This window comes from Legionella gresilensis (genome assembly GCF_900639865.1).
In the GTDB taxonomy this organism is placed as follows: domain Bacteria; phylum Pseudomonadota; class Gammaproteobacteria; order Legionellales; family Legionellaceae; genus Legionella_C; species Legionella_C gresilensis.
The window spans coordinates 286,265-309,480 of the sequence record NZ_CAAAHX010000003.1 but is presented as its reverse complement, the minus strand read 5'-3'; the positions used below and the strand labels follow the sequence as shown (position 1 = coordinate 309,480).

Sequence of the window (23,216 nt, the reverse complement as noted above, 5' to 3'; positions counted from 1 at the left end):
AAAAGGAGTGACTTCTAAGGTTAAAGCGCTTTGTGAGGAAGTTCTAAGATATACGAACGGAGACAATCTTAATCCTCAAGATAAAAAATTAATAGTCAGTGAAGCTAGTCGCCAAAAAACTAAAACAACTGCCTGGAGTGTTAAAAATGAAACTACTGATGATGAGCAAGAACTTGAAACGATGAACAGTGAAGAGAAGCCAACATTATTAGGATCTGTCAAACAAAAGCGTTTCGAACTTGACGCACAAAACGGAGCTATGATTGGAGAAGAAATTTTTTACCCTCCAAACATTAAGCCAAATCTAAAATTCTTAGAACTTGTATCCAATGTCTTAGAGGGTAAGGTCCAAATTAAGGACCTTGAAAGAGTATTGCAATCAACAGCAATAGAAATTCTTCCAGAGATTAAAAACATGGGACAAAAGGCTGTCATGTACGGATTAATTAAAGAACACTTTGATTCTATAAAAGATAAAACAGGGGATAAACACGAGCATAAAAGAGAGGTTTTACGTAAGGCTCTAGACGCACTTGACGGAAGTTCCACTAAAAAAGAATTAGAAGATATGCTTAGTTCTAATAGGTACAAGGATTATAATAAGCGTTTATTTGGTCGTAGTACAACTGAAGACTTAGTAAAAAGAGCTTTACTCTATATAGATTCTCAATTAACCCAACAACCTACGTATGGATTATGAAATAGATTATTTAAAAAATTTCCTGTTAACTTAAGGTATATCTATTTATTTCCTGCTTTATATATCTAATTTCTATACAAGTTCACCATAAACAAAATCTTATTTATGGTGAACTTGTATCTATTTCACAATTTTAACTATGCAATTTGAGCTAATTGAAAATCACATAGGTCTTGAAGTCTTCCATAATAGGTATGATTTTTGCTGCTTAATTTTATTAAAGTTAAATTCTTAGGGCATTTAATTTATTTATTTACGCTTTCGGAAATAACCAAATTAATACCTTTGTGAGGATTATTGTAAATCTATGCAAAATAATTATTAAATTTATTTAATATCTGCAGTCAGTCCTACTTCAGAGGAGAGCAGGATGAGAAATGTAACCATTATTGGTTCAGGATTATCAGGCGCACTATTAGGATTATATTTGGCTAAACGAGGTTATGATGTTGAGCTGTTTGAGTCGCGCCCGGATATGCGCTTGGCACAAGTAGATCGGGGGCGATCTATTAACCTTGCAATGTCTTGTAGAGGCTTAACCAGCCTTACCCATGTTGGGTTACTACCTAAAGTTAAAAAAATTATGGTGCCGATGCGGGCTCGCGCTATTCATGAGGCGGATGGCAGTATTCGCTATCAACCTTTTGGCCGCAATCCTAATGAGTATATTAACGCTATACAAAGGCACGATTTAAATGAACTTATTTTAAATGAAATTGAATCGCTACCTAATATCAAATTAAATTTTTCCACCCGTTTATTAGAGATAGATTTTGCTAGTAAATCTATCTTTTTTGAAGATAAAGCAGGGCAGAAAGTGCACAAATCTTATGAGCACTTAGTAGGCACGGATGGCGCTAATTCAAAAGTGCGTGAAGCCATGGTTACGAAAAATATTATTGAATTTAAAAGAGATTTTTTAAATTATGGTTACAAAGAGCTTTCCATAAGTGGTGCCTCGCCTGAAAAAATGGCTGAGGAACATCTTCATTTATGGCCGCGTGATTCCTTTCTTTTACTTGGTAATCCTAACTGTGATCACTCTATAACTGGCTCATTATTCCTTGCGCATGAAGGCAAAAACAGCTTTGCAAATTTAACGGATGAATTTAGAGTTGAAGCTTTTTTTAAGCAATTTTTTCCCGACGCTTATGATGAAATGCCCAATTTAGTTGAAGAATTTTTTCATAATCCTACTGGTAATATGAGTACAATTAAATGTTCTCCTTGGTATTACCAGGATCAATGTCTATTAATAGGTGATGCAGCGCATGGCTTAGTGCCTTTTTTTGGTCAGGGGATGAATAGTGCTTTTGAAGATTGTCGCATTTTGAACGAGACATTAGAAAAATATCAAGATGATTGGGCTAAAGCTTTACCAGCCTTCTTCCATGCACGTAAAGTCAATACTGATGCTGTAGCAAAAATGTCCATGGATAATTTTCATGAAATACAAAGTGATATCTGTGATGAAAAATTTAATTTAAAAAAGCAATTAGAACATATTTTAATGAATCGATATCCAAATCGTTATGTTTCAAAGCATGCACTGGTGATGTTTACTAATACACCTTATGCCGAAGCTTTGGCTATCGGGCAGATTCAAAATGAATTTTTAAATCAAATTTCTGCTGCTTTAAATATCCTAGAAGAGCTTAATTGGCAACGGGTTGATCTTTTAATGGAGGATTATGACAAAAAATTGGCGAATTTGAGGCTTCATTAAAAATACACCTTAAATACAATGACATTTTAGTCAAAACTTTGTCAAAAGTATGGTTTTTGGGGACAATATTTTGTCGCTATAGCTGCCTTTTACTTAAAAAAAGTAAAAAATAAGCCCTGTAATTATCCCTTTATAAGACTTTTTAACTAAAAAGTGGTTAAAAATCTGGCATGACTCCTGCAATATTAAAATTGTCCAACAAATTATGTCCTGGAGACAGTTATGAAAACTATACAAGCATACATTGATTCTAAACAACAAGAGTTTATGAATCATCCTTTTTTTGAAGTTTTAGAGCAATTAGATACTATTGAAGAAATTAGTTACTTTGTACCAGAATTAACTTTCTGGGCGATGACTTTCCAAGATATTTTAAGACTTAATGAAGAAAGAGTAACTGATCCCTACTTAAAGAAAGTCGCTCGTCACCACCGCTTAGAAGATGCCGGTCATGAAAAATGGTTTATTCATGATAAGAAATACTTAGGTAAAATAAGTGATAATAAGGCATGCAGCAAAGATGACGTATCCTGGCTATACAGTAAAGAATCACAATTAACACGTGATGCAGCATATTCCATCATGTCAGAAATCTATAAAGCTGATGATGAGATTATTAATATTGTCTTACTCCTCACTTTAGAGTCATCTGGCCATGTATTCTTCGAAAAAGTAGTGAAACAAGTTCAAAAAACAGGTGAAGATAAAAACTTAAAATACTTTTCAAGTTCGCACTTAGAAGTTGAAATGGCACATGCGTTATTTGAACAAGAAATGGAACGACAATTATTTTCAAGAACAATCCCAGTAGAAACACGTCGTGAAGCATTGAAAATGATTGACCGTTGCTATGATGCCTTCAGCAAGATGTTCGATGGTTTACTTATCGCTTGCAACCGTCGTCTTGAACTCGCAAGAGAACAAGAATTACAAAATGCTGCTAACACAATTGAATATGCAGCTGCAAATGAAGCAGCTTCAAATCAAGCAGCTCAATAAGCAAGTGTAAACGAGTTGGACAAGCGTATGGCCAGAGATGGACATGCGCTTGTTTTTATTATTCCCTGTTAAATTTAATTAGACCTTGGTGCCTTACAATTATTTGAAGATCCAACACTATTCTTAAATAACTACTAAAAAAATCTAAATGGATAAACAATTTTTTTCTCCTTTTTAAATATTTTGATTTTAATATAAAATTCAACCAAAATGATTAAAATTAGAAGAAACTGTTTTTGACTTTAATAAAATGCTCCTCTACGTTTAAATTTGTTAATAGGTTATTTTATTAACAAAAAGGGCTATTTATATACCCATATTCTACAAAAGTATTTTAGCGTTAATCAAAGGGAAAATGATATTTAACGCTGAATTATAGCTAATCAAAGTTCATTTTAACTGCATTAGTAAAACACCTTTATTGAATGTGGCGTCATATGAATGTGCGTTTAAACAGTTATTTAAAAGGAGTTAGATATGCGTTTAAAAACGGCCTTAACAAGCTATACTTTTTTAGCGATAAGTTCGGTGTCGGTAGCAAGTTACGCTGAGGAGTTTTTAGCCAAAGAAAATAATGAACAACAAAGTTTGGTTGATTATTGGACGCCAGAACGTATGAAGAATGCTAAAGAGATGCCTTTACCTTTAGTTGATTTTAAAAGTACTCAAGAAATACCCATGGATGATGGACAAAATTTATTGGGAAATCCTGAGTCAGGTGATGGAGCACCTCCGGAAGGGAAGGATATTAGGCCTGATATAAGACAGCTTTATACACCGCAAGTACTTTTAGATCCTTTACCAGAGGAAACCAAGCTTGCCAATTTCAACAAGGGAACTTTAAATTATCATTTTTCAAGTTCTCGCTTAATTCCCCTATCCGCAGATTTAGCTTACCCTTATCGGGCAGTTGGTAAATTATTTTTTACTATTCCGGGGCAAGGGGATTATGTCTGCTCTGCATCCGTTTTAAGGCATCGAATCATAGTAACTGCTGGTCATTGTCTCCATAAAGGTTCAGGCGGTACTAATGGTTATTATACTAATTGGCGGTTTGTTCCTGCATTTCGCGATGGTTCAGCTCCTTTTCAAACATGGACATGGTCTTATGTCTTAGTAACAAATACTTGGGCAACAGGCGGCGGCACAGTACCTAATGCAGCAGATTACGGTATGCTTGAAATGCGAGATAACACAGTAAATAATACGCTACAGCGCATTGGTACTATAACAGGTTACTTAGGCTATCAAACACAAGCACTCATTCCTAATCATGCACATTTACTAGGTTATCCGTGTAATTTTGATAGTTGCCAAAAAATGCATCAAGTGACAGCTCAGAGTGCACGTATGGTAGCGCCTAACAATGCTGAATATGGTTCAGATATGGCAGGTGGCTCTAGTGGCGGGCCTTGGGTACAAAACTTTGGGGCGTATTCAACTGGCCAATCAGGTGGTTTAAATCCTGGCCTTAATCGCATTATAGGGATTACTTCCTATGGTTATGTTAGTGCTGATCCTAAAGCACAAGGAAGTTCTATTCCTGATAGTCGTTTTACAGATCTACTTAATAGCATTTGTGCGCATAAAGCAGGAAATTGTTAATAATTATTACAAATTAAAACTAAATAGAAAGCCATTCATTATTTTAAATGGCTTTCTTATTTCCACTCAGTTAAAACAAATTACTGTAAGATGCTTGAGAAATATTTTTTACCAGAGTAATAATAATATGATCGCTTTAAAAGATGTCAGAATTAAGGATATATGTGTAACTTATTAGGAGGCGTCTTATGCCATATTTTTGGGATTTTTTTAGTGCTACCAAAAAATTCATTAAAAAAAATCAACCCGTAAGTTACACAGGCGCTTTAATCCACCCTTATTATTGGTTAATGTCTAAAACCGAAGACTACATTTGTAATAATCCAAGCTATAATCCTTCAAGTCAGCAAAAGACCCTTGTTTATGTTGTCCCAGGAACTGCGGATTTTCCTTTATCTCTTTTCAAGCTAGTAAATCGTTTAAGAAAAAAAAAGAATTTAGATCATATTGTCTCCTTTACAATAGCATCTTTTTCAAATCGATTTCGAGGTAAAAGTATTGATGAGTTTGTAGAAGAGCTTTTAAATAAAATCATTGCTGATAAAGCAGAAACCATTGTATTGATTGGTCACTCGCGAGGTGGGTTAGTTGCTGCAAAAGTCGCTTTAAGGGCCGCTCAACTGGGTATTAAAATTAAAGCGGTAATCACCTTGGGCACACCTTTTAATGGCTCTTATTTAGCAATTCCTCCGCTTACTTGGCTTTCAGCTTCTGTAAAGCAAATGAAGATAAATAGTAAATATTTAAAAGAGCTCTCCACCCTTATTGTTAAATCAGAAATTCCGCATCATTTTATGATAGCAGGCGATGATGAAATTGTGCGTTCAGGCGCTTTTATTAAAGAATATGTGGAAAGACATCCCGGCTCTATGAAAGTTTTTCCAAGGCATGGGCACTTATCTCTACCTACATCAGGGGACTTGATAACCGACATTGTTAATATTATTAAAGATAACACGCCAGAGAAAATTAGTTCGCTTACTCTAGATGTAGACGGTTATGAGAGTTTATTTTGTCTAGATGATAACGAACCCTCTAACGACCTTTCTGATGAATCATTAGAAATTGTTATCAACGATGGCGTATCTGAAAAATTACTAGAAATTGCTATTGATGAGGTTGAACCTACTCTTATAGATGATAGTTTTTATGAAGATTTAATTTGTTTAAACAGTGATGAAAATCCTGAAGAGGTGTTAGAAATGACAGTACAAGAACAATCATATCGATGTTATTAATGATTAAAGAGGTTTTAAAAAGCTACCAATATTAGGTTTATGTTGCATGCGGTACTGATACACAGCATAAAAAGCAATAACATTCTTTAAGTAATTGCGCGTCTCCCGCCAAGGTAGTGTTTCAATCCAAATATCCATCTCATTGGCTGGGTGATTTTTAAGCCAATAATTAACTTGCCTTGGCCCTGCATTATAAGCTGCAGCAATTAATGCTGGATGATCATTAAATCTTTTCGATAAATGTTTTATATAAGCGACGCCGATATTTAAATTTTTCTCTTTAGAAAAAAGTTGATTTTTATCTTTGTAATCAATTCGTGCTTGCTTAGCAACAGAGCTAGCAGTAGCTGGCATAACTTGCATCAAACCTCGGGCGCCCGCTTGAGAAACAGCATCATCTCTAAAACCACTCTCTTGACGAATGATGGCATAAATAAATTCTTGTGGAACTTGATAACTTTTAGCATAAGAATTAATGGTAGAATTATATGGTATTGGAAAACGAAGAGAGAGTTGATTATTTAGTTCTTGCGTATTACTTAATGCAACTGATTTACCGTGCCATTGCAACTCATTAGCGACCCAAGACAAAAGCGCACTTTTTTCTTCTTTGGGTAATTCACTAACGAAATCATTTAATAAACGAGAGGCTTCTAAGGTCTGATGATTTTGGTAAAGTAATTTTACCTTATCAATAAAGGGCCCATAAGGTTTTAAAATGGTTTTATCGCTAATAGGATTTTCATTCTCAAAAGAGAGCTTTTTATTCAAACGTAAACTAGCCAAAAAGCCATAATATTGTCTTGATTTAGCTAGTTCTTGATAAATATCTTTCGCTTGAGTTAATTGACCCATGGCTTCTTTAGCGCGCGCTGACCAATATTGCCAACAAGGATTTTGTTGATCTTGAAAATAATTAATTAATGCGACAACTTGTTTCCATTGCTTATGTTTTAATGCAAAACGGATTTGCCAATCTAATAAAACATCATTGTAATGAGTAGGTTGGATTTTTGTAAACCATTCCCATGTGTCTTCTTGGTTACGCATTGCCTTATACAAAGCAACGTGTGCTAGAAACGCTTGCTTCTGATCATTGCTTAATACGTTACTATTTTGCACTTTTGCCCAAATTTTAAAGGCCTGGGGCATATTAAGTGAAACCATACGTTTAAGGCCAAATAAATAAAAGTGGCTATATAAATCATTAAATGGAAGCTGCTGAATACGTAAAGGATTTTGGTAAATAGTGATGAGTTGTTGCTCATCTTTTAAGCGTGGAACTTTATATTGTTTTAAAAGATAGCGAACTAAAGGTAAATTATGTTTATCAAGAGCCAAAATAATTCGATCTTTTATTAAATTTTGATCAAAATTTTCGTTTTTAAGTAATAATCCAAATAACTTATTGCAAGCAGCTGGTTGCGAATCACCTGTTAACCATAATTTTTTAGCTGCGCTAAAGACTGTATCGTTTATACCTTGATAATAATTTGCTAAATGATAAAAACATTGTAAATTAACGTCATCAGTTTGCTTGTAATTTAATCTATAGTTAAGCCAATCTTTTTGTTTAGCTAATTGATATAACCATTTTTCTCTGAGTTTCTTAGCAAGAGGCGTGTCATTATCAATAAAATTTAAAAAATCTTGTTCAGGTTGTTCTGGTAAATTTTGATGCCATTTAATAAAAGTATCAAATCTTGCCATATATGCGTCACTTGATGTCGCATAACTTACGTAAGGTGAAATGAGTACTGATAAGAAAAGGAGTATTTTCATATTACGTTTTATAAAGATGCCAATTGATTTCGCATATTACTGATCGCTTGTTGATAATTTTCACTGTTAAAGATAGACGACCCAGCAACAAAATGAGTTGCGCCCGCTTTAGCAAGTGATTTGATATTATCTACAGTGACCCCCCCATCGACAGAAATCGGTAAATTAGGATAATGCTCTTTAATAAATGCTATTTTCTTAATAACTTCGGGAATAAGCTTTTGCCCACCGAAACCTGGGTTGACTGTCATAATTAAAACAAAATCAAGCTTACTAATACACCATTTAATACTCTCAGGCGAAGTTGCTGGGTTTAACACAAGTCCTGCCTCACAACCAAGCTCTCGAATTAAGGCTAAGCTTCTATCTAAATGTATAGTCCCATCAGGATGAATGCTAATACGTTTAGCACCAGCTTTAGCAAATTGTTTAATCAGTTCATCAACAGGATTAGTCATTAAATGAACATCTATTATCAATTCAGGAAAACGCTGCAAAATGCTTTGGCAGACAAATGGGCCAAGTGTCAAATTTGGGACATAATGATTATCCATTACATCAAAATGAATCATATCAGCATCAGCTGCCATAACGTTTTCAATTTCCTCGCCTAGACGAGTTAGATCTGCTGAGAGTAAAGAAGGCGCAATTAAAAAAGTCATAATGAAATCTTATAAGTTAAGTAAACTCACGGGTTCTATGGTTATCTGTCAATTAGTATAAAAGTTTAATTATTTTTATTGATAGGTAAAAATATTCGCATTTTAATGCTTGTGACAATGCTAATAGAATAGAATTAGAACAATCTTAGACTAAATAAGTAATTTTAAGCAATATTATTGTAAATAATATTTAATTTTACCGTAACAGCTCAGCTTCAAGCAGCTGTTCACCAAGATTTTGACATACCACTGATTACATTTTACCCATTTTATCAAGTAAAGGGATTAGCCTTACCAGAAAAATGGGTAAATATTCATTTAAGCAGCTTGTTCAGGCTGATCAAAGCTGAAATTCATAACAAAATTTAATGACTCAATAGCTACTCGGCCATTAAAATTGTTTATATTGTTACTTGTTAAGTAGCGGAAATCTGCACCAACTGAAATAGTTTCATCAATAAAATAACTAAGCCCAATAATACCTTGACCAACAGGCGCTGTAGTTGATCCACTAACACGACTTTGACCAATATAAACACCATATTGCTGTAGGCTAAAATTGGTGCGGAAATAAGCATAACCTATCCCTATACCAACATAGGGAACAAAACTTGAATCACTACCAGGTGTATAAAAATCATAATAGGCGTTAAATAAAGCAGCAAGCATACCTGTGCCACCACTCAAACTTAGACCATATGGATTTTGATGTCTTCTAATGGCGCCTATAGTAGGAATTTGTATTTTTTCAATTTGATTGCCAGCAAGATTAAGTTCGCCTTCAAAGCGATAATTTTCACACCAACGGTAACCCACAGCAATGCCACCATTAAAGCCCACTTTATAAGTCACTGTAGGAGAATTCACCGTAAGTCCAGAGAGAAGGGGGAAGAGTGGGTTCACAGTAGTAGTTTGAGGGATATAAGTGACGAAAGGAAGAGAAGGAAATTTTGATAAATTAAGATCAATACCTTCTAAATAGCTGCCGCCAACTAAAAATCCGGCATACCAGCCATTGTCTGGATCAGCAGCGTAGGCTGTACTACTTATAAGCATGGCGCTTGCAATACCAAATCGAATCATTAAATTCATCATTTAACCCTTACTTATAATTATTTTCATTAAAACGGTAAAGAAGACCAACTGTGACTAAATTAGCTTGAAATACCTTACCGAGCGCCTCTACTCGATCTGTACCAATATAACGGTAGGCAAGATTAATAGCATAATTTTCAGCATAATTATAAGTAAAGCCGGCAGTGACTTGATAGGCGAACACACTATTAGATCCTTGATAATCTACAGCATTATAACTGGGAAAAGTATAAGGTGCATAATAGAAACTGCGTGTATTAAATTTTCCTTGAACCCAGCCATAACCTAAGCCTACACCTAAAAAAGGTGAAATGGCTTCAACCATGTCTGGAAAATCATAATAGATATTGCCCATGGCAAATATAGCATTATTTTCACCATTGCCACGACTTTGACGAATTTTGTTGATATAAAATCGTTCAACATCTGCGTTGAGGTAAGTTAGTTCTGCTTCATAACGTATAGCATTATTTTGAAAGCCAAATCTTAAGCCAACATCATAGCCGGGTTCATAAGATGCATTCGTTAATGCAAGGTTATAGATTGTAGGATAGAAAGAATAGGTTGGTGCTGGTAACAAGTTATCTTGGCGTACACTAAGATTATCAAAAATATAGTTAATACCACCAAAAATACTTGAATAACAACCATTAATTGGTATGGCGCTCATCGCTGTGCTGGTGACAAGCAAAGCGCTTGAAAAAAATGCAATTTTCATGACATCCCTTCTTATTATTTTTTAATATTTTCTTTTAGACATCTCATGTTAGCGATTTACTTTTATTTTGCAAGCAGGTTTTGGTATGAATTTACTGTAATTGTTTGTAATTTAGCGGTTTATTATTATGGTAAATTTCTTTTCTGTTTAGAAAAAGATTTTTTTATGATAAGAGTTATGTCTAAATAAAATGATGGTTTTGTGAATGGGGCATTTCAAGAATTAAATTTTTAAATATGATTCAATAAATTGTTAGGTTGCGAGTCTGGGATAGAGCTCAGAAGTAAGGCCTGATTGCTATTTAGTATTAAAACAGAGCGTCAGCCGTTGAAATGGAATTTCTTCAATCGAGAAAATCCAAATTAAGATTAGGGTACCAATGTGGACTAATTGCAAATAAAAATTAGTTTAAGACAATTAAGAGCACTTTAAGGAATGTCCCAAAAATACACACCCTAAGTTGGTTAGATATTTAATCTATAATTTTACTAATGAAAATACATAGCGCCATAAATTTAGTAACTTAATTAACCCTTGCTAAAAATATTAATTATTTAGCTTAAGGAAGATTTTTCTTATGAAATAAATGCTTATGGATAAGCTTTTTTTACTTATAGATTATATCTATCCAAGATACTTCTTTAAAAAAGTTCGTAAGGAGCAGATTCAGCTACTTTATAAACAATTAACTAAATTTATATTGTTATCGGAGAGTTTAGTAGCAACGGGTTTAGTTGTGGCTCTATGGAGTATAAGTCGTCATTTTACACTTATTTATTGGCTTTTATGCATGTATTTATTTCCAGGAATAAGTCGAGCACTTTTACTTATAGTTTATCAAAAAAATAAAGAGAAAAAATCCTCCTATTTCTGGTTAAATCTATTTTGCTTAGGCGTCTTCTTTTCAGGAATTGGCTGGGGTTCTGTTAGCATTTTTATTCTCCCGGACAGAGAAACTATTTATCAATTTATTGGAATAATGATTATATTTGGAGTAACCGCAGCGGCAAATAACTTCTATTCACCTATTTTTATAGTTTATACATTTTTTTTAATTTTATCCTTTTTGCCATTAAGTATTTGGTTTTTCCTTCAAGGGGGTCTTTATTATTTACTAAGTTTGATGAGCCTACTTTACATAGGAGTTATGCTTAGTATCGCGTAAAATAGCCATACCCTCCTTTTGGCTTCGTTCTTTCAGAATGATAAACTTAAGAGGAAATCGGAAGAGCTTAAAAATTCCCTTGTAGCAATAAAAGCTATTTTAGAATCAACTAATGACGGAATACTTGTTGTAAACTCAAATAAAAAACTAGAGTATTATAATCAACGATTTCTAGATATATGGAAACTTAACCGCGAATTTGTTGACTCACACAGTGATGATGAAGCTGTAGCTGAAGCCATTAAACAGCTTAAAGATCCTGAAGAGTTTCTTGATCGACTCAACTACTTTGCGACACATCCAAACTTAGATAGTTTTGATGAATTAAGTTTTTTAGATGGTAAAATTTTTGAGCGCTATGGGAAAACTCTTATCTTATAAAGTAAGATCCTTGGTCGAGTATGGACTTTTCATGAAGTAACCGACCGTAGGAAAATGGAAGAGCAAATAATATTTCAGGCAATGCATGATAATTTGACCGGTTTACCAAATCGCTCACAGTTTACCAGAAAGTTGCATCAGGAGATAAAATATGCAAAACGATTTAAGCTCAATTTGGCAATCTTATTTATAGATCTCGATAATTCTAAATCAATAAATGATAATTTAGGCCATGATGCAGGAGATATATTGTTGCGTCACGTCGCCAAAAGATTAGTACTTTGCTTACGAGAAACAGATACTGTTTTTCGATTTGGTGGTGATGAATTTGTTGTTTTCTGTTTAATTCAAAACCCAGAAGAAATAGTCGACTTAGTGCAAAAGATGCATTCTTGCTTACTAAATCCAGTTAAAATTGGAATAAATAACGTCATTGTTACAGTAAGTATGGGGATAAGTATCTACCCTAAACATGGGAAAGATCCATCAAATCTTTTAAAAAATGCTGATATAGCAATGTATTGGGCCAAAAAACAAGGCCGAAATTCTTACGAAGTTTATAGAAAAGAATTACGGATAGGCTCTAAAAGACGTATGACACTTTTAAATCAATTACACTTCGCTATTGAAAGAAAGCAATTTTATCTCGTCTATCAACCCATTATCGATTTGAGTAATGAGGAAATTTGTTCTCTTGAAGTGCTCTTAAGGTGGAATCATTCGCAAATGGGCAATATTAATCCTAAAGAATTTATTCCTCTAGCAGAAGAGAATGGTTTAATTATTCAAATAGGGGAGTGGGTATTAAAGGAGGCCTGTAAACAAGCTAAAATTTGGCAGGAGGTAGGTCTTAAACTAGCTGTAAATGTTTCAGGAATCCAAATAAGTAAACAAACTTTTTTTAAAACATTAGGACAAATTTTAAGGATAGTAAATCTTGAGCCAAAATATTTATCTATTGAATTAACTGAGAGTACTTTAATGTCTAATCAACAAACCATCTTAGAGACGCTTGAACAACTAAGAAAAATGGAAATAAAAATTTCAATAGATGACTTTGGTACAGGATATTCTAGCTTTGCTTACCTTAAAGATTTCTCAATTGATAAAATAAAGATCGATAGATCATTTATTACTAACTATTCTGCCTCAAATTGTATGTCGATTATTAAAGCCATCATTGCCATGGGAAAAAATTTAAATTTATCTATCGTTGCTGAGAGAGCTGAAACAATAGAGCAGTTAAGTTTTTTAAAAAGCCAAGGTTGCAATGAGATACAAGGCTTCCTTTTTAGTGGGCCGGTACCTGCTGCAGAAGTCCCCGCGGTAATGAATATAAGTTTAAGTAAAATGCTTGAAACAAAAGGATTAATAGATAGGCAATAATTATTTAATCATTTATTGAGCACTCCTAACAAATTTTATGAGAACTCTCAAGTAATATTGAGCTTAGAAACACATAACACTTACCTAATGGAGTCAACTTAAGAATCGCTTTGTCCTTCCCGCACAGGCGGGAATCCATTTATTTAAAACCAGACGTTATTGGAAAACGCCAGTCACGACCAAAAGCACGTGAGCTTATTTTAATACCCGGCGCTGCTTGACGACGTTTATATTCATTTCTTCTAATAAGTCGAATGACCTTCTCAACCATTTCTCCATGGTGTCCTTTTGCAATCAACGCTTGGGTATCTAGGTTATTCTCCATATATGCTGTAATAATTTTATCTAGTGTTGGATAATCAGGTAAGCTGTCCTGATCGGTTTGATTTATTGCTAACTCAGCTGAAGGGGCGCGGTTAATAACGCGTTCTGGTATAACAGGGGATAATTGATTACGATAACGAGCTAAAGCATAAACTTGAGTTTTTAAAACATCCTTTAACACTGAAAACCCGCCGGCCATATCACCATATAAAGTGGCGTAACCAACCGCTGTTTCACTTTTATTACTAGTTGTTAATACAAGGCTGCCTTTTTTATTTGATAAGGCCATTAAGAATAAACCGCGAATGCGGGCTTGGATATTTTCTTCAGTAATGTCTGGGGAAAGGCCGGCAAATACTGGTTCAAGGGTTGTTAAAATACTTTTAAATACTGGCTCAATGGTTAAAAGCTCACTTTTAATTGCTAGCGCATTAATTTGTTGTTCGGCATCAATAATGCTCATTTCTGCTGTATAGCGAGAAGGCATCATAACAGCTTGCACACGATCAGGCCCTAAAGCATCAACTGCAATTGCTAAGGTTAAGGCAGAGTCAATACCGCCTGAAAGCCCTAGAATTACACTGGAAAAGTTATTTTTTTCAACGTAGTCTTTAGTACCGCAAATCAGTGCATTATAAATTAATGCATTTAATTCAAGTAAAGGTGTTATCTTTCCGTTTAATTTATTTCCATGCAGCGTAACAGTTAAACATTCTTCTTTAAAAGCTGCTGCTCGGGCACTAATTTTTCCTGTCTTATCTATGGCAAATGATTGACCATCAAAAACTAGTTCGTCTTGGCCACCAACTGCATTAACATAAATAAATGAAATACCTTTTTGCGTATGCTCACGAACTAAATCTTCACGTAGTTGATATTTATTATATTCAAAGGGTGATGCATTTAAACAAACAATTGTATCGGCACCGGCGGCTAGTAAGTCATTTACAGGCTGCTTAAGCCAGATATCCTCACAGATGCAAATGCCTACTTGATAACCTTTAAGAGATAGAATACATGGATTATGCTGGCCAGAGATAAAATAACGGAGTTCGTCAAATACTCCATAATTAGGTAGTGCCTGCTTATGATAAGTAGTAATTCGGACACCATTACAATAAATACTGGCTGAATTAAAACACTTATCGCCTTGTTGAGTGGGATGGCCAATAATTACGTAGCAATCACCTACCACACTTGCGACCCTTTCTAAGGCTTGTCCAATTTGATCATGGAACTCAGATCTTAAAAGTAAATCTTCAGCTGGATAGCCAGAAATAACAAGCTCAGGAAAAACAATGATGTCATGCTCATTTTGATAACGAATAATAGTATCAATGACTTTATGAGCATTAGCATCAATTGCAGCGACAGTAGTATTAATTTGTGCCATTAATATTTTTAATTCTTCATTCATAGTCATAGAAAGCTAGGTTTACCTAATATATTTAAATCTTATGTTGAACAATATAACTTGTTTTAAACTTGTGCAAGTAAAAATATTTTATATTTTAAAATGGGAATAATAATTATTGCATTAAATTTATAAGTAGAATTCGAGAGCCTGCAAGATTCACTAGGAAGTACTAAACTTAAGCAGTAGGGGGAATGATAAATTATCTTTTGTTGTCACAAGAAAATACTTATTGCAAATTTAAAAAACTTTTCTAATCAAAAATTTAAATAACATTGAATAAATAAATCAAAGTATTGCTAAAAAAGTTCTATTTAATTTTAAAATCCTTACTATTTAATTATAATGATCTGTTTACCATTATGTGATGTAAATTATGTTGAAAGATGCATTATCACGGATGGCCGATATTTTCTTACCCTCCGTATTAATGCAGGGTTTAGAATACGAAAAGAAGGGATTTGTACTTAATATTCGTTTAAGTGAGGGCTTGCTTAAAGCGCGAGTTAAAGATACATCATCACATATTTATAATGTTTATATTGATTTAAAAGCATGGCCAAAACAACCTGCCTGCTGTAATTGTCCAGCTAAAAAGAATTGCAAACATGCCGCAGCTAGTCTTTTTGCTTTAAAAGTAAAAGAAAATATCAATATTAAAATTAATAATTTTCCTACTAGTACAAGTGCTTTAGGAAGTGACTTAACGCCTATTGTTCAAAAAGATAATATCTATGAAATTGTTTACCTATTTGATTTAACATCGAGTGGCCTGGTTAGGATTAATTTAGCATTATCTCAACGACTAAAACGACATAATTTAAATAAAAAGACTATTTTTCATTCACTTGCGCCAGCTCGCAAGCAATACTTTACCCAAGTGGATGATGAAATAATCACAACATTAGCCTTAAGAAATAATATTGAAGGGTGGTTTGATCGGTTGATTGTGCATACTAGTTTTTTATTAGAAAAAATTTTATTAACTCAAAGAGCTTATTTGTTAGAGCAAACTGATAGTTCACTCCTTTTTAATAAAGCACCTATGCAAATGCATTGGCATTTAAATATTGATGGTACACAACAATTAATTATTGGAGAAAAAGAGGCTGTTTTAAAACCTCTCTTTTTAGATAAGCTTTGGTATTATGACACATCCAACAAGGCTTTGGGTATAGTCGAACAAGATAATCAAATTGAGCATTTAAAATGGCTTTTTACTCTACCGATTATCAAGTTAACTGAGGCCGCTTCTTTTGCTACGAAAATAACTGAAGTGAATGAAAATTTACCTAAGCCAACCATTTATGAAAATAAGGTAATTCAGAATTTAAAACCTAAGCCAATTATTATTTTAAACGCTAAAGAAGTAACTTCTAATACATTGAGTGTACTTAAGGAATATGAATTAAAAGATTACCATGTGACATGTCAGCTTGCTTATGATTACGCTGGAATACAAATTACCGGGCGAGAAGATTTTCTTAGCTTATTTTACGAAACAGATGATTTATTAATAGAAGTAAAAAGGGATTTAAATTTAGAGCAACAAATATTAGCTGATTTTCAGATAACGTTAGATCGCCATACAACTTTTAAAACTTTGCCCAGTAGTGAAGGATTTAAAGATTTACGACTATTTAAAAATGCTATTTACGCATCTGACTTGCCAAAACTATATAATGAAATGGTATCCTTATTTAAAAATAAAGGTTGGTTAGTTCATTATAATCAAAGTATTTTTGAAGAACCGATGACTTTGGATTCGGTGGAATGGTTTTCTGAAGTTCATGAACATCAACATCATTTCTTTTCTTACCATTTAGGTATTTTAATTGAAGATAAGCAAGTTAGTATTATTCCTCTCATTGCTAAGTTGTTACCTAAGCTAAAAAATATTGACTTAGAAGAGCTTGATGATGATAAAAAAATTATTTTATCTCTATCTAATAAAAATCAATTGCAAGTTCCGCTAGGCCGCCTTAAGCCTCTTTTGCGTTTTCTTTTGCAATATAATAGTGCTATTACAACTGATAAAGATGAACTACAAATAACTCGTTACCAGCTGATGTTGATGTATGAAGCAGATCAAGCTATGTCTGCAGTATCATTACGGTGGCAAAATGATAGCGATGTTTATCAGCAACTAAAAAAACTTATACAAAATGATTTTTTAAAAACAATAATCGTGCCCAGTGGATTAAAAGCAAAACTAAGAGATTACCAACTGCAAGGGTTATCCTGGCTGCAATCATTACGTAGGGGAAAATTTGGCGGTATTTTAGCAGACGATATGGGTTTAGGAAAAACCATTCAAACACTTGCACATCTACAACTTGAAAAAGAACAAGGTCGCATGACGCAGCCATCATTAATTATTGCGCCAACGAGTGTTATTACGAATTGGAGTGAAGAAGCTAAACGTTTCACGCCCGCATTAAAAATATTAATTTTTCATGGAAGTAACAGACAGAAAAATTTTGCCGATTATGACCTTGTTATTTCAACCTACAGCTTAATCCAACGTGATAAAGATAAATTTGTTAAAGAAAATTTTTATTATTTTATCCTTGATGAAGCACAATTTATCAAAAATAATCGTGCGAAAGTGACACAAATTATTTTACAAATTAAAGCTACTTATCGCTTATGTTTATCAGGTACTCCTCTTGAAAATCATCTTGGTGAACTTTGGTCGCTTTTTCATTTTTTGATGCCAGGTTTGTTAGGTGATATAAAACAATTTCGTAAATTTTTTAAATTGCCTATTGAAAAGCAATCTGATCGGCAGCGTGCTGAGTTATTAATGAAGCGCATTCGTCCCTTCATGCTGCGTAGAACTAAAAATCAAGTTGCACAGGAATTACCTGAAAAAATTGAAACAACGCATAAGATAGAATTACTTGGTGCTCAAAGGGATCTTTATGAAGCCATTCGCATTAGTATGCAACAAAGAGTTCGCTCAGCCATTGCAGAGCTAGGATTAAAAAGAAGCCATATCGTTGTGTTAGATGCATTACTTAAACTACGCCAAGTCTGTTGTGATCCAAGACTTGTTTCAGCACCTGGAGCAGAAATTGCTTATCATAGTTCAGCGAAATTAGAAGCACTGATGACTTTGGTAGATAATTTAGTAGCTGAAAACAGGCGAATTTTAATATTTTCTCAATTTACATCTATGTTAAAGCTTATTGAAGAAAAGCTAATTAATCGTTCCTATGATTATCTTAAACTTATTGGGCAAACAAAAAATCGTCTAGATATAGTTAATAAATTTCAAGAGGGTAATATTCCTATCTTCCTTATTAGCCTTAAAGCAGGTGGAACTGGATTAAATTTGACTCAAGCTGATACAGTTATTCATTATGATCCATGGTGGAATCCCGCGGTAGAAAACCAGGCAACTGATAGAAGCCATCGAATTGGACAAAAAAATACTGTTTTTGTTTATAAGTTAATTACTTTAGGTACAGTGGAAGAAGTCATGGTAACTATTCAAAATAGGAAAAAACAACTTTTTGAAGGTATTTTGACTGAAAATCTTAGTGGGTTAAGTGCGCTAACTGAAGAAGATATTGACCAATTTTTCGCCCCTTTTGATTAATTTTAATTCCTTATAAAAAGGAATAATCAGTAAATTAATTTTGCTTCATTTTAAATTTGCAAAGAAACAATTACTAGCTTATCCTTTTTAAGGAAACCTATTATGGAGAATGAGAATGAGCCAATGGAAATCGTTTGTTGCGATTATAGTAATGGCGTTATTTATGCCGCTTGCAATTGCTGCCCCATCCCCAGCTGGAACATGGACAACAATTGATGATAAGACTGGGCAGAAAAGAGCCATTGTTAGATTATCAACTTCAGGCGGCACTTTAAACGGATCTATCGTTAAAGTTTTTCCACAACCTGGTGATACTGGTGTATGCAAAAACTGTCCAGGTGGTTTTAGAAACAAACCTATTGTAGGTTTGACTTTCTTGTGGGGCTTAAAAGATAAAGGTAACGGTGTTTGGGACGGTGGTCAGATTTTAGATCCTAAAACAGGAAAAGTTTACCGTGCTAAAATTACTGTTCAAGGTAATAAATTATATGTACGCGGCTATGTAGGTGTTTCTGCATTAGGTCGCACTCAAGTATGGGTGAGATAAAACAAGTTATTTAAATAATTTAAAAAAAGACACACTCTTTGTGTGTCTTTTTTCTTTTCAGCATTACAATAGTCCCTAAAGCTAGTTTCTTCATGAAGCTTAGGCATGGCGCAAGTAATTGAAGCGATTAGGGGTAGATAAAGAATACAGGGGTGAAATTGCGGAAACTTGCCATGCGCTGTAAGGTTTACTAGATGTTTCTCATCTCTTACAAATTAATAAGAGGCATGAGCTCTTTTTCTCGTGAAGCTCATTTAATTCTTAAAAAGAGTGGTTTAGATTAACTTATCAATTAAATTAGAAAATTATGGCTGAAGCATTAGCACGAAAAAATAATAAGCAATCAATAGATCCCTTAAAACGACCTCCTCATTCTGCAGAAGCAGAGCAGTCAATTATTGGTGGCCTTATGCTTGATAATCAAGCATGGGATAAAGTAAGTACTAAATTATGTGAGGCCGATTTTTATCGCACTGAACATAGAACCCTTTTTCGCGCTATTGTTGAATTAGCTCGTAAAGGTCAGCCATTTGATGTGGTTACTTTACTTAATACGTTAAAAACAAGTGATGAACTTGATCAAGCTGGTGGCGAGACTTACTTATTTGAACTAGCTAACAATACGCCCAGTGTTGCAAATATTTCAGCTTATGCAGATATTGTTCGTGAAAAATCAGTACAACGTCAATTGATTGGCGTAGCAGGTGACATTGCTGATGCAGCTTATAATCCAGCAGGCCGGGAAGTAGCTGAATTACTTGATCTTGCTGAAACCAAAGTATTTGCTATTGCTGAGCAAACGGGTGGAGATGGCGGGCCTGAAAGCATTAAGTCAATTTTAGTAAGAGCAGTGGAGAAAATAGATGCCCTCTATCATAATGGTGATGCCATCACAGGCCTAGCAACTGGTCTTACTGACCTAGATGAATTAACGTCAGGACTACAGCCTTCAGATTTAATTATTGTAGCAGGACGCCCGTCAATGGGTAAAACAACCCTAGTTATGAATATGGCTGAACATGCAGCTATTCGAGGAGGTAAGCCTGTTTTAGTGTTCTCAATGGAAATGCCATCTGATTCGTTAGCCATGCGTATGATGTCCTCCTTAGGGCGTATTGATCAACACCGACTTCGTACGGGAAAATTAACAGATGATGATTGGCCACGGGTAACATCTGCGGTACATATGCTTTCAGAAGCTCCTCTTTTTATGGATGATACTCCTGGCTTAAGTCCAGCTGAAATGAGGGCACGAGCTAGAAGAGTAGCTAAAGAATATGGTCAGTTAGGACTTATCGTGGTGGATTACCTTCAGCTTATGAAAGTACCTGGGTTTAAAGCTGAGAATCGTACAGCTGAGATTTCAGAAATTTCGCGAAGTTTAAAGTCTCTTGCGAAAGAACTTAAGGTTCCTGTTGTTGCATTATCCCAGCTAAATCGAAGCTTAGAGCAGCGTCATGATAAGCGTCCTGTTATGTCTGACTTACGAGAGTCTGGCGCGATAGAGCAAGACGCGGATGTGATTTGCTTTATTTATCGAGATGAAGTTTATAATGAGGATAGTCCTGAAAAGGGTATTGCGGAAATTATAATTGCAAAACAACGTAATGGTCCAATTGGTCGAGTTAAAGTAGCATTTTTAGGGAAATATACACGTTTTGAGGATTTGGCTTTTAATGGTTATCAGGAGTAATTGCCAGTGACAAGGCCAACTTATGTCCAATTTGATAAGGCAGCTTTATTACATAACTTAACTCGTGTTAAAGATTATGCCCCCGGTAAAAAAATAATTGCTATGGTTAAAGCCAATGCCTATGGATGTGGCTTAGAATCGGTTGTACCAGTTTTAAGTGATCATGTGTATGCATTTGGCGTTGCATGTCTTGAAGAGGCTATTGCCATACGGAATCTGGGAATAGATAGCGAGTGTATCTTATTTCAAGGTGTCTTTAGTGCTGATGAGTTAACCAAGGTTAGTCAATATAAATTACAGTATGTGTTGCATCAACCCTATCAACTACACTGGTTATTAAATAACCCACTAACATGTAAAATTAAAGTTTGGGTAAAAGTAGATACCGGCATGCATCGATTAGGCTTTGCGCCAGAGCAAGTATATGACATTATCCAATCCTTACAAAATTGCTCGTGGGTAGACTTAGAAATTGGTTTAATGACACATCTCGCCTGTGCTGATGAACCAGAAAATCCTGCTAATCTAGCCCAATTAAATAGTTATCGTGAACTTAAGTTGCCTGAAGGTCAATTTATTACAAGTATTGCTAATTCGGCAGCAATTATTGCGTTGGAGAAGGCGCAAGCAGATGTGGTTAGGCCTGGAATTATGTTATATGGTGTTTCTCCTTTTGCAAATCTTACCTCAGCAGATTTAGGATTAAAACCAGTGCTGAGTTTTATTTCGGCAATCAGTGCAATTCATCATTATCCAGCTGGTGTATCTATTGGCTATGGCGGAACATGGCAAACAAAAAGACCCTCAATTATTGGTATTGTTGCTGCGGGTTATGGTGATGGATTTCCTCGCCATATTAGTTCTAATACACCTGTTTGGGTTAATGGTTCTCTTGCGCCGATTGTGGGCCGGGTGTCAATGGATATGCTGGCAGTTGACTTAACTGATTGTTTTAATATCAAAATTGGCGATCTAGTGGAACTTTGGGGTAAAAATATATTGGTAGAATCAATTGCAAAATCGGCTAAAACAATTCCTTATGAATTGCTATGTCAATTATCACCACGAGTACATCAGAATAAAATTAAAGGAAATGTGGATAATATATAACCTTGATGATAGAATACCAACCGATTTCAAACGTTATACAGGTGAAATTGCATGAAAAAAATACTATTAGCAACCCTTGCTACATCTGTTTTATTATCAAGCTGTGTTCCTATCAACAATGAAGGAGTTGGCTCGTTAACAGGTGGAGTCGTTGGCGGCCTCGTTGGTAGCCAATTTGGTGGTGGTTCAGGCAAAGTAGCTGCAGCGGCTGGTGGCGCATTACTTGGTGCTTACCTTGGTGGTAATATTGGTCGCACTATGGATAGACTAGATCGCTTAGAGATGCAAAGAGTACTGGAAACTGCACCAACTGGTAGACCTGTAACTTGGAGAAATCCAGATAGCGGTAACAGATATACTGTTAAAACAACAAGGACATATTACTCAAATAATCAACAACCCTGCCGTGAATATACTACACGTGCTATCATTGGTGGAAAGAGTCAAGAGATTTATGGCAAGGCCTGTCGTCAAGCAGATGGCTCTTGGCGTGTCATTCAATAATTGCAAATTTTAGGAATACTATAATTTCAATAATTATAGTATTCCATTCTAAAATTTCTCTCCAAAATGCCATAACTAACATTCATCAACTATACTGATAGTAAATTGGGCTTGTTATGAGGATATTATGGCTAATCTAATTTATTCCATTTTACCAAAACCCCGTCGTCCAATTGCTTATATTGAGCCAGCTTTTACTGTGATGGATTGTGTGAACTTAATGGTCGATAAAGATATTGGCGCTTTAGTCGTGCATGATCGCAATGAGCTTATAGGTTTAGTCAGTGAGCGAGATATTATACGCGATTGTCTTCACCAAGGATTAGATCCACATACAGCTACAGCGGGTGACATTGTTTATAAAAATGTAAGCATTTTAGATGTTAATGACACCGTGGAGAAAGCCATGGAAGTCATTACAATGACCAAACGCCGTCATGTTTTGATTAATGAAGATGGTAAGTTAGTAGCGATTATTTCTATTGGGGATGTTTTATTTTCATTAATTGACGATAAATCTCGAGTAATAGAGCATCTAGAAGCTTATATTCATTCTTAATTTA

The 23,216-nt window shown here is 34.7% G+C and carries 19 protein-coding genes; 14 read left to right on the top strand and 5 right to left on the bottom strand.

Going from position 1 to position 23,216, the window contains the following annotated elements:
* Nucleotides 1-7: 7 nt before the first annotated feature.
* From E1P04_RS05010 to E1P04_RS04990, 5 genes are all read left to right on the top strand, one after another.
* Nucleotides 8-700, top strand: a complete 693-nt coding sequence (locus E1P04_RS05010) for a hypothetical protein (protein ID WP_131781820.1) — start codon at nucleotides 8-10, stop codon at nucleotides 698-700.
* 370 nt (nucleotides 701-1,070) lie between these two features.
* Nucleotides 1,071-2,426 carry an FAD-dependent oxidoreductase gene (locus E1P04_RS05005; protein WP_131781819.1) on the top strand — a complete coding sequence of 452 codons (1,356 nt, stop codon included), beginning with the start codon at nucleotides 1,071-1,073 and terminating at the stop codon, nucleotides 2,424-2,426.
* A 222-nt stretch (nucleotides 2,427-2,648) separates the two neighbouring features.
* Nucleotides 2,649-3,425 carry a hypothetical protein gene (locus tag E1P04_RS05000; protein ID WP_165482681.1) on the top strand — a complete coding sequence of 259 codons (777 nt, stop codon included), beginning with the start codon at nucleotides 2,649-2,651 and terminating at the stop codon, nucleotides 3,423-3,425.
* A 477-nt stretch (nucleotides 3,426-3,902) separates the two neighbouring features.
* Entirely contained in the window at nucleotides 3,903-5,030 is a 1,128-nt protein-coding gene (locus tag E1P04_RS04995; RefSeq protein ID WP_131781817.1) for a trypsin-like serine peptidase, read from the top strand.
* A gap of 188 nt (nucleotides 5,031-5,218) precedes the next feature.
* The gene (locus E1P04_RS04990) at nucleotides 5,219-6,268 is read left to right on the top strand and encodes a PGAP1-like alpha/beta domain-containing protein (protein WP_131781816.1); all 1,050 of its coding nucleotides are present in this window, start codon (nucleotides 5,219-5,221) and stop codon (nucleotides 6,266-6,268) included.
* A 3-nt stretch (nucleotides 6,269-6,271) separates the two neighbouring features.
* On the opposite strand, the gene E1P04_RS04985 is transcribed toward E1P04_RS04990, so the two are convergent.
* From E1P04_RS04985 to E1P04_RS04970, 4 genes are all read right to left on the bottom strand, one after another.
* Nucleotides 6,272-8,050, bottom strand: coding sequence for a transglycosylase SLT domain-containing protein (locus tag E1P04_RS04985; protein ID WP_165482680.1), 1,779 nt, complete (start codon nucleotides 8,048-8,050; stop codon nucleotides 6,272-6,274).
* A gap of 8 nt (nucleotides 8,051-8,058) precedes the next feature.
* Complete coding sequence (gene rpe, locus E1P04_RS04980) at nucleotides 8,059-8,712, bottom strand: ribulose-phosphate 3-epimerase (protein WP_131781815.1); 654 nt, start codon at nucleotides 8,710-8,712, stop codon at nucleotides 8,059-8,061.
* Between the two features lie 318 nt (nucleotides 8,713-9,030).
* Nucleotides 9,031-9,807 carry an outer membrane protein gene (locus E1P04_RS04975; protein WP_131781814.1) on the bottom strand — a complete coding sequence of 259 codons (777 nt, stop codon included), beginning with the start codon at nucleotides 9,805-9,807 and terminating at the stop codon, nucleotides 9,031-9,033.
* A gap of 7 nt (nucleotides 9,808-9,814) precedes the next feature.
* A complete protein-coding gene (locus E1P04_RS04970; RefSeq protein ID WP_131781813.1) occupies nucleotides 9,815-10,525 on the bottom strand; it encodes an outer membrane protein in 711 nt (236 codons plus the stop codon).
* A 592-nt stretch (nucleotides 10,526-11,117) separates the two neighbouring features.
* On the opposite strand from E1P04_RS04970, the gene E1P04_RS04965 reads away from it, so the two are divergent.
* From E1P04_RS04965 to E1P04_RS04955, 3 genes are read left to right on the top strand one after another with little or no spacing between them, the layout of a single operon-like run.
* Nucleotides 11,118-11,690 carry a hypothetical protein gene (locus E1P04_RS04965; RefSeq protein WP_131781812.1) on the top strand — a complete coding sequence of 191 codons (573 nt, stop codon included), beginning with the start codon at nucleotides 11,118-11,120 and terminating at the stop codon, nucleotides 11,688-11,690.
* A gap of 18 nt (nucleotides 11,691-11,708) precedes the next feature.
* The gene (locus E1P04_RS04960) at nucleotides 11,709-12,071 is read left to right on the top strand and encodes a PAS domain-containing protein (RefSeq protein WP_131781811.1); all 363 of its coding nucleotides are present in this window, start codon (nucleotides 11,709-11,711) and stop codon (nucleotides 12,069-12,071) included.
* A 54-nt stretch (nucleotides 12,072-12,125) separates the two neighbouring features.
* The gene (locus E1P04_RS04955; protein ID WP_131781810.1) at nucleotides 12,126-13,457 is read left to right on the top strand and encodes a putative bifunctional diguanylate cyclase/phosphodiesterase; all 1,332 of its coding nucleotides are present in this window, start codon (nucleotides 12,126-12,128) and stop codon (nucleotides 13,455-13,457) included.
* A gap of 139 nt (nucleotides 13,458-13,596) precedes the next feature.
* Here the strand turns inward: E1P04_RS04955 and E1P04_RS04950 are convergent, their stop codons facing one another.
* Nucleotides 13,597-15,198 carry an NAD+ synthase gene (locus tag E1P04_RS04950; RefSeq protein WP_131781890.1) on the bottom strand — a complete coding sequence of 534 codons (1,602 nt, stop codon included), beginning with the start codon at nucleotides 15,196-15,198 and terminating at the stop codon, nucleotides 13,597-13,599.
* A gap of 373 nt (nucleotides 15,199-15,571) precedes the next feature.
* Here E1P04_RS04950 and E1P04_RS04945 point away from each other — a divergent pair, with 373 nt between their 5' ends.
* The 6 genes from E1P04_RS04945 to E1P04_RS04920 all read left to right on the top strand — a co-directional run bounded on the left by E1P04_RS04945 (nucleotide 15,572) and on the right by E1P04_RS04920 (nucleotide 23,212).
* Complete coding sequence (locus E1P04_RS04945; protein WP_131781809.1) at nucleotides 15,572-18,799, top strand: DEAD/DEAH box helicase; 3,228 nt, start codon at nucleotides 15,572-15,574, stop codon at nucleotides 18,797-18,799.
* 115 nt (nucleotides 18,800-18,914) lie between these two features.
* Entirely contained in the window at nucleotides 18,915-19,346 is a 432-nt protein-coding gene (locus E1P04_RS04940) for a DUF2147 domain-containing protein (RefSeq protein WP_131781808.1), read from the top strand.
* A gap of 307 nt (nucleotides 19,347-19,653) precedes the next feature.
* On the top strand, nucleotides 19,654-21,039 hold the full coding sequence (dnaB, locus tag E1P04_RS04935; protein ID WP_131781807.1) for a replicative DNA helicase: 1,386 nt from the start codon (nucleotides 19,654-19,656) through the stop codon (nucleotides 21,037-21,039).
* Nucleotides 21,040-21,045: 6 nt separating this feature from the next.
* Nucleotides 21,046-22,149, top strand: coding sequence for an alanine racemase (gene alr / locus E1P04_RS04930; protein ID WP_131781806.1), 1,104 nt, complete (start codon nucleotides 21,046-21,048; stop codon nucleotides 22,147-22,149).
* 51 nt (nucleotides 22,150-22,200) lie between these two features.
* On the top strand, nucleotides 22,201-22,653 hold the full coding sequence (locus E1P04_RS04925) for an RT0821/Lpp0805 family surface protein (RefSeq protein WP_131781805.1): 453 nt from the start codon (nucleotides 22,201-22,203) through the stop codon (nucleotides 22,651-22,653).
* A 127-nt stretch (nucleotides 22,654-22,780) separates the two neighbouring features.
* A complete protein-coding gene (locus tag E1P04_RS04920) occupies nucleotides 22,781-23,212 on the top strand; it encodes a CBS domain-containing protein (protein WP_131781804.1) in 432 nt (143 codons plus the stop codon).
* The last annotated feature ends 4 nt before the right edge of the window (nucleotides 23,213-23,216 follow it).

Coding starts and splice junctions, on each gene's coding strand:
- E1P04_RS04975 (WP_131781814.1), bottom strand. CDS start 9,807: ATGATGAATTTAATGATTCGATTTGGTATTGCAAGCGCCATGCTTATA.
- rpe (WP_131781815.1), bottom strand. CDS start 8,712: ATGACTTTTTTAATTGCGCCTTCTTTACTCTCAGCAGATCTAACTCGT.
- E1P04_RS05005 (WP_131781819.1), top strand. CDS start 1,071: ATGAGAAATGTAACCATTATTGGTTCAGGATTATCAGGCGCACTATTA.
- E1P04_RS04945 (WP_131781809.1), top strand. CDS start 15,572: ATGTTGAAAGATGCATTATCACGGATGGCCGATATTTTCTTACCCTCC.
- E1P04_RS04990 (WP_131781816.1), top strand. CDS start 5,219: ATGCCATATTTTTGGGATTTTTTTAGTGCTACCAAAAAATTCATTAAA.
- E1P04_RS04925 (WP_131781805.1), top strand. CDS start 22,201: ATGAAAAAAATACTATTAGCAACCCTTGCTACATCTGTTTTATTATCA.
- E1P04_RS04955 (WP_131781810.1), top strand. CDS start 12,126: ATGGAAGAGCAAATAATATTTCAGGCAATGCATGATAATTTGACCGGT.
- E1P04_RS04920 (WP_131781804.1), top strand. CDS start 22,781: ATGGCTAATCTAATTTATTCCATTTTACCAAAACCCCGTCGTCCAATT.
- E1P04_RS04985 (WP_165482680.1), bottom strand. CDS start 8,050: ATGAAAATACTCCTTTTCTTATCAGTACTCATTTCACCTTACGTAAGT.
- E1P04_RS04995 (WP_131781817.1), top strand. CDS start 3,903: ATGCGTTTAAAAACGGCCTTAACAAGCTATACTTTTTTAGCGATAAGT.
- E1P04_RS04965 (WP_131781812.1), top strand. CDS start 11,118: ATGGATAAGCTTTTTTTACTTATAGATTATATCTATCCAAGATACTTC.
- E1P04_RS04950 (WP_131781890.1), bottom strand. CDS start 15,198: ATGAATGAAGAATTAAAAATATTAATGGCACAAATTAATACTACTGTC.
- E1P04_RS04940 (WP_131781808.1), top strand. CDS start 18,915: ATGAGCCAATGGAAATCGTTTGTTGCGATTATAGTAATGGCGTTATTT.
- dnaB (WP_131781807.1), top strand. CDS start 19,654: ATGGCTGAAGCATTAGCACGAAAAAATAATAAGCAATCAATAGATCCC.
- E1P04_RS04970 (WP_131781813.1), bottom strand. CDS start 10,525: ATGAAAATTGCATTTTTTTCAAGCGCTTTGCTTGTCACCAGCACAGCG.
- E1P04_RS05000 (WP_165482681.1), top strand. CDS start 2,649: ATGAAAACTATACAAGCATACATTGATTCTAAACAACAAGAGTTTATG.